Origin of the sequence: Sodaliphilus sp., from assembly GCF_045598405.1 — a bacterium.
Taxonomy (GTDB): domain Bacteria; phylum Bacteroidota; class Bacteroidia; order Bacteroidales; family Muribaculaceae; genus Sodaliphilus; species Sodaliphilus limicaballi.
The window spans coordinates 1-6,257 of sequence record NZ_JAZLLZ010000071.1 but is presented as its reverse complement, the minus strand read 5'-3'; the positions used below and the strand labels follow the sequence as shown (position 1 = coordinate 6,257).

General features: G+C 49.0%; 2 protein-coding genes. Both read left to right on the top strand.

The window, feature by feature from the left end; translation table 11 throughout:
* The first annotated feature begins 346 nt into the window (after positions 1 to 346).
* Positions 347 to 4,204: a leucine-rich repeat protein gene (locus ACKI3C_RS06010; protein WP_407403061.1), complete on the top strand. Its 3,858-nt coding sequence runs from the start codon at positions 347 to 349 to the stop codon at positions 4,202 to 4,204.
* Between the two features lie 13 nt (positions 4,205 to 4,217).
* Positions 4,218 to 5,921 carry a hypothetical protein gene (locus tag ACKI3C_RS06005; protein ID WP_407403059.1) on the top strand — a complete coding sequence of 568 codons (1,704 nt, stop codon included), beginning with the start codon at positions 4,218 to 4,220 and terminating at the stop codon, positions 5,919 to 5,921.
* Positions 5,922 to 6,257 lie beyond the last annotated feature (336 nt).

The window sequence follows — 6,257 nt, the reverse complement described above, 5'->3', positions numbered from 1 at the left end:
TAGGACAATATCTAAATAACCCCCACCGCCGAACGTAGTGGCGGTGGGGGTATAGGTAAACCGCAAAAATGCGTCCAGCAGGACGCTAATCGGAACAAATTGGTGAGACTCAAATGGTTCCATATGCTAAAGTTGAGTTATTAAAACAAGTTTCGCTATGATTACACTGACTCAAGTTTTGGATGTTGAAACAGTTTGAACTCTACCAGTTTCAATATCCAAAACTTGAACATTGTTTAACTTTAAGACCGCAAAGCCCCGCTTCGAAGAAAAACAATGTAATTATTTGCATTCTAAATATATAATGTGTAAATTTGCAAACTGAAAAGCCAAATAAAAAAAACAGATGAACAAAACAATTAAGCAATTGTTGCTTTTGTCACTCACGGGTGTGTTTACTACATTAAGTGCCCAAGCCCTTGAGCGAGACAGCGACGGAATCTACCTCATCGGCTCTACTGCCGACTATGAGGAATTTTGCGATTTAGTTAACAAGGGCGACACTTATGCCTCGGCGCGCGTGACTGCCGATGGCATTGTTGTTACCCGCAGTATTGGTGTGGGCGACCGCGAATACCACTTCCGCGGCAAGTTTGACGGCCAGGGCCACACCCTGACGCTCAACGGAGTTCCTTTGTTTGAGAACACCCAGCATGGAAGCGTTATCAGCAATGTAAACCTCACTGGTAGTATCACCACTACAGGCGAGTATGCCGGCTCGCTCATCGCCCATGCAGTGAGCCCCACAATTGAGAATTGCAACAGTGATGCCACTATCAATGCCACCGGTGCAATCAAGGCTGGCGGCTTAGTGGGCAACAGCCGTGGTACCGCCACTCTCACTGGCAGTTCTTTCACCGGCCAAGTCACTGGAGCCGAAGAGAATGCCGGACTCATAGGTTGGAACCAGCACACCGCAATCATCAGGGATTGCCAAGCCGTGGGGGCCAACACCCTCGCCGGCAACCTCGTGGAGGGTGCCAACATCGTGGAAAACACTCTGCTGGGCGACCGCGAAGTGGCAATGGCAGTTGAGACAACCGACAGTGTTGCCGCATCGACGGCGGCTAAGGTAGCACCCATGGGTACTATCGGCGCCAGCTTTGATGGTATAAACTATTCGTTATCTGAGAGTTCGCGCCATGCAGCGGTAATCGACGTGAGTCCCAGCTTACTTTCAGTGAAGGTGCCCCCCACTGTTACGTTGGACGGCGTGGAATATATTGTGACTGATGTCAACTCTATGAACGGCGGTAAAAACATGGAAAGAGTTGAAATTCCGAATACCGTAAATAAGATTCACAACGACGCGTTCAGAGAATGTACAAAACTGGAGGATGTTATCTTTGCCGATGGCACCACAACACTTGATTTGGGATTTAATGATTACCCATTCTTTGACGAACAGTTGTTTGAGTTCTGTCCTATTTACTACGTGTATATAGGTCGCAACCTCTCATGGGACAAAGACGAAGATGAGCCATTTGAAACCAGAGACAAACTGAAATATATTGAGTTTGGTCCTCGCGTGACCGTCGTGGGCAACAGCAACGGAGGGTCGGATGGCGAGAACCAGCTGTTCAACGGCTGCTACCATGTGACGGCGTATTACTTATTTGGCGATGAAGAAAGCCTGGGCAGTGAAGTTACATTCTACTGCAGTGAGGGTATGTCGTCTGCTACACATGCTTACATCGGTCGTGACATCAAGGCAAGCAAGTACACCGAGTTTACAGTCCTTGGTTCAGGCTGGGGTATCAGTGATGAGCTACTCGAAGTGAAATATGGTCCCTATGCCACCTATGTGACATCAAAGATGTTTAGCGGTATCGCCGCCACCCCCAACAATAAATTGAATGTCCTGTACTTAGAAGAAGCCACTCGCCTCACTACCATTAAGGAGCGCGCGTTTGCCGACTGCGACAAACTCGAGAAAGTTGATTTCAGCAACACATCACTCAATACCATCGAGAAAGAAGGTTTCTATGACTGCGACAAACTTGCAAAAGTTGACTTTGGCGTTACAGTTGAATACATAGGTCAGAGTGCATTTGACGACTGCGGCCTTACCAGTGTTATCCTGCCCGGCTCTGTCAAGTGTCTTGGTTATAAGGCATTCTATGACTGCGACGAAATGACAAGCCTTTCTATCATGCCTGGTGAGGGTGAACTTTTATGTAACTGGGAGGTTGATGGCGATCTCGAAGCACGCACGTTTGACTCATGCGGTAACCTCAAGAAACTGTACTTGAATCGCACCCTTACTTACAATGAAATAGGAGAAAATGCATCTCCTTTCTATGACAGCTACTTTGAGGACATCGTCATCGACAACAATGTGACCCAGCTGGGCGAGTATATGTTCAAGCACAGCAACAAGCTCAAGTCGCTGTTCATAGGTACCGGCATCTCATGGATACCCAACACATGCTTTGAAAAAAGCACCGAGGTTACAAATCTGCACATCGCCGATTCAGAGTCGCCCATCATGCTGGGTAACTCTATCAGGGATTTTATGGTAAGTACATTGTATTTGGGCCGTTCTGTAACTGATGTGAGCCAGCTTCCCAAGTGGCAGGGCACGCTTGAAGTTGTTGAGTTTGGTGACAATGTGAACGTGGTTAAGACAAACTCTTTTGACGTATATAACAACATCAAGCTGTTAAAACTGCCCGCAGGAATTACCGTTGAGAAAAATGGATTCGTCGGATGTGGCATTGAAAGTATATATATAAAAGGTGATGCAACGTTTAAGAGTTATGCTTTCTATGGCGTTAACAACATCCAGGAAATGACGGTTCTGGGTAAGCTCACAGTTGAAAGACACGCTATTTATCCCAGTGTGGACGATCTCAAACCTATCAAGTCGCTCAACGTGTTCTTCAAGGAAGACCCAAAGGATGAATCAGATCCCGAGGCCTTCCCCCAAGAATTCCTGAATCGCACCGTGCTCACCAACCTCTACGACACTCCCTACCAGAAGGTGGACTTTACTTGTCTGCCCTGGAGCGGATTCAAGAACCGCAGTTCAATGACTGCCAACGACTACACTCCCTCTACCGAGGTAGTTAGAAACGGTGACTATGACCATGCCTTCTTCCGCAACGAGCACAAGGCCGACAATTTCTTCTGCATCACCATGCCGTTTGCCGTGAGCAACTATTACTTCGGTGCCGACGCCGAGGTCTATGAATACAGTGCCTGGGGATTTGAGAAGGACGTTGATGACGAGGCGATGACATTGACCACAAAGGAGAAAGAAGATCTTGACCGTGGACAGTACTTCTTTACTAACCAGCGCTACCTCATCAAGTCGAAACATGGCGACAACCTCGTTAAGGGTACCTTTAACCAGTTTAACACTAAGCAGGTTAATGTTAATTTCCAGCCTGCCATGTACTCTGACCTGGGACCGACCCTCTTCTATGTTAGCGGTAAGGACGAGGTGATCAACCCCAGCATGGGCAACCTCTATGTCCTGGACAATGGCTACCTCAAGAAGGTGAATGGCGACTATAATTTGCCAGCATTCTCTGTCGCTTTCATGCCCGATGCAGAGAAAAAACTCCACTTCATCGACAGCAAGACTAGTGAAAAACTCATTACCGACGATAAGGACGTGACAACAAGAGAAGACCTCATGGGTTATGTGTCATTCTACAGCGAGGAGAACAGCTACGCTGTTGACGTGGAGGCAGAGGTTTACACCGTGAGCCAGGGCGCCGACGGACTTGTGTTCAACCTGGTTAAGGATAACGTAGTGAGCCAGGGCCAGGGTGTTGTCATCAAGTACAAGCGTGGCGAGACTTTCAACATGCAGATTGTGACCAACCCCAGCACCGACACCGAGGCTTACCAGGCTAACGTGCTCAAGGGCGTGGAAGTAGATACTCCCGTGAGCGACCTGGGCAATATCTATGTTCTGGGCAAGGCCGAACTGGCAGTAGGTTTCTATCCCTATTCAAGCAGCAACGTTCCAGGCGCAGGCGCAATGCTTCCGGCTAACCGCGCTTACATCGATCCCATGGACGTGGCTCCCGATGCTCTGCCCTACGTGATAGACTACGATGTTCCCACAAGCATCAACGGCATCAACGTGGACGGCAAGAACTCTCGCATCTACGACCTGAGCGGACGCCGTGTGTTCAACCCCGAGAAGGGTGTCATCTACATCAAGGATGGTCAAAAATATATTCAAAAGTAAATACTGAACGACTATGAAAAAGATATTTTTAGCAATAATATGCCTCGCCATGTGGACAAGCCAGGCAATGGCTGCAAGCAACAGCGAGGAACAGATGGAGAAACTCACCCGCGAGTTTCTTGCCCACTACAATGGCGAGCTGCCCCCAGGCACCAGTGTGAGTGCCGATAGCACCGAGATCAATGTGGACTTGCAAAAGTTCCTTGCCGACCCAGTTGCAAAGCGCTACTTTGAGCAGATGGGCAAGGTCCTCATGGCCGAGAAGGCTGTTGACACCGAGATGAAGGTCGAAGTTAATGACCTTAAACTGGAAGAGGTGCCAGTGACTACACAAGCGGCAATGAAAGCCAAACGAGGTGTGAAGCGCAAAGCTGTCACTGCTCCTATCCTCACGTATTGCTCTGCCATCCCCTATACTTATATGAGCGTTGATGGCGAGAACAACCCCATGCGTGTGTCGAGTATGATGTACCGCCCCACCGCTTTCCAGTTCAACCTGAATGCTAAGTTGGGTGTAGGTAATATCATATGGGGAATCGGTTTTGCAATAATTGACTTAGTAAAGGGCGCATGGAACGCCGTCTTTGGCTATACATTCGACTACGGCATTTTGGGGTGTCACCCCACTGTGACCACGTCTATTGAGGCTCCCACAGGCAAGAGGCCGCTTGACGGCGACATCCAGATGTTCTGCTCCGACTATGCCCTTGTTGTGTGCCCCGACTATTGCGGCTACGGCATCTCTGACTACAAGCAGCACCCCTATTTGGTGCAAGGTGTCACTGCACGCAATGTCGTTGACGGCTACATAGCCGCGCTCGACCTTGTCAATGACAAGCGCATTTCGGGCGCAAGCGGCAGCTGGTCATTTGCAAGCGATTTCTACACCGACCTTATGGGTTACTCTCAGGGCGGCAGTGTGGCACTGTCAACACTGCGCTACCTCGAGAGCGGACAGGTGAGCGACAGCGACCTCAAGCGCATCAACCTGCGCAATGTCTATTGCGGCGACGGCCCCTACTCTCCCAAGGCAACTGTCAAGCAGTATGTGGACTGGTCCAACATGGACGATGAGAAATACAACAAAATGGCTTACCCCTGCGTGCTTCCCCTCATCGTGCAGGCTGCCAAGCAAGCCTACGACAACGACTGCATGCGCACCGTGGAACTGGACGATTACTTCACCCCCGAGTTCCTGGGTACCGGCATTGTTAACATGCTCGACTCAAAACGTGTCACTACCGAAGAGCTTAACAAAGTCACAACTCAAGCAGGTACAGTCAAGGTTGCACAAATCATGAGTAACAATTTCATCAAGCAGGCTGAAGTATTAGACTCGGCAACTAACACCCTGCGCACGATGAATGTGTTCAACACCGAGAGCAACGAGTACAAGTGCCTCTTGCGAGCAATGGAATACAACGACCTCACCAAGGGCTGGACACCTCACCACCCGCTGCTGTTCATGCACCTGGACGGTGACCTCGTGGTGCCCTACTGCAACATGCTTGAGGTGCAGAAAAACCTGCCGCGTGACCCCAGCAAGAAAATGGTGTTCACTACCCCTTATGAGGTTAAGGACCACATGTCGCTGATATGGGGATTCATTTCCGAACATGTTAAGGACGTGTTTGATAATCCCGACCACAGCAAGATGGGTACGTTCTTCTACATAGCAGCCGCAGCAGGCGCCTTTGAAGAAATGCTCAGTGAATAACCGCAATATAGGTCCAAAGATAATTACCCGAATCGTGCAACACTCACAGCACGATTCGGGTAAATTTGTTTTAAATTGAGACATTATTCTACTCGTATTTTTACGTATTTTACGAGTAGAACTGGTAAACATTAGATAAAAAGAACCGTCCCCGCTATCTGGTTTTTGCCACGTAACTATTCAGCAATAGAATTTTGCAGAGTCCCCGCTCAGACCTTATTAAAATCTTTCTCTCGCACAAAGCATAAGGCAAAGAGAGGCTGAAAGCCGACACGCAGAACGCAGTTCTGCACATAACCCTGTCCTAACTGAGCGCAAGCGAAGGCAGGGCAGGGT